Consider the following 1,039-nt stretch of genomic DNA (forward strand, 5'->3'; position numbering starts at 1 on the left):
GAGGCTCTAGGCACGTTTTTAAGCACTCACTATGCCCTACTGACCCAGAAATCGGCCTGAAAGTTTGTGACGCTTTTCAGGCGATTTACAGGGCAAAGATGGCGCTGTTCGTTTGAAACAAAAAACGCCCTCTAAGGGGCGTTTTTCTAGGTTTTATCAAAAAATTAAGTAATTTAAAGATGCAACATTGGGTTCATCTGTTGGTGCAAGATCCGGATAACAAAGATATCGAACTCTCGAACTCGATAAAAAATGGCGTGTTTCTGATGATCATGACGACGTACGCCAGAACGAAGTTCGGAACAATCTCGACCAATGAATGGTGCCTCTGACAGAGTTTGTAAACATTGTTCCATTTCATCGGTGTAGTTGTCGGCTTGCTCTGCGCCAAAATTTAAAAAGGTATATTCGTAGATATCCCCAAAATCGTCTGCTGCTTTTTGGGAAAGTTTATACATGCAGCTTGGCCTTTCTTCTTGCTGCCACTTCTTTTAATGACAAGGAACACTCTCCGCTCGCCTCACCCTCATCGAGCGCTTTTCGCAGTAAGTCTTGTTGATTCTCTTGTTGTTCGAGTAGTCGCAATGCACTTCTCATCACTTCACTTGTTGAGCCATAACGACCTGTTGCGATCATTCTTTCGATAAAACAATCAAGAGATTCTCCGATTGTGACGCTTGTTGTTCTAGCCATAAAATCACCATGTGTTAATTATTAACACACCTAGTATACCTCTTCATTTTCTCTTTTTCGCTAATTGCTTATCACACCATGCCATGAGCTGTTCGGCTTTCAATGTTATTACCCCCAGAGCCAACATACCCAAGATGTAACTCCACCCCAAAGCATTCCCCCAACCCGGTATGTTGTCACTCACCACAATGAAAACAGCGCAAAATGATAATGCTGTAAAAATAACTCGAATAAACATAACAGCCTCTTTCTCATAGATTCTTCCATCAAGCGTATCATGAGATTTGAAGGTCCAAACTCTCATCCATATACCAGGAAAACCGGCAACGCCGATTTTCTTGGTGCA

At 42.3% G+C, this 1,039-nt stretch carries 3 protein-coding genes; all 3 read right to left on the bottom strand.

All coding sequences use genetic code 11. The features are described from left to right. Nucleotides 1-173: 173 nt before the first annotated feature. Nucleotides 174-458 carry a type II toxin-antitoxin system RelE/ParE family toxin gene (locus R7035_RS25995; RefSeq protein WP_012615283.1) on the bottom strand — a complete coding sequence of 95 codons (285 nt, stop codon included), beginning with the start codon at nt 456-458 and terminating at the stop codon, nt 174-176. Then, the gene (locus R7035_RS26000) at nt 451-693 is read right to left on the bottom strand and encodes a type II toxin-antitoxin system ParD family antitoxin (RefSeq protein ID WP_012615282.1); all 243 of its coding nucleotides are present in this window, start codon (nt 691-693) and stop codon (nt 451-453) included. Before R7035_RS26000 ends, R7035_RS25995 begins: the two co-directional genes overlap by 8 nt. A gap of 43 nt (nt 694-736) precedes the next feature. Beyond that, on the bottom strand, nt 737-1,039 hold a 303-nt coding region (locus tag R7035_RS26005), incomplete at its 5' end, for a hypothetical protein (RefSeq protein WP_318146419.1).

This window comes from Vibrio sp. 1731, from assembly GCF_033339955.1.
Lineage (GTDB): Bacteria > Pseudomonadota > Gammaproteobacteria > Enterobacterales > Vibrionaceae > Vibrio > Vibrio alginolyticus.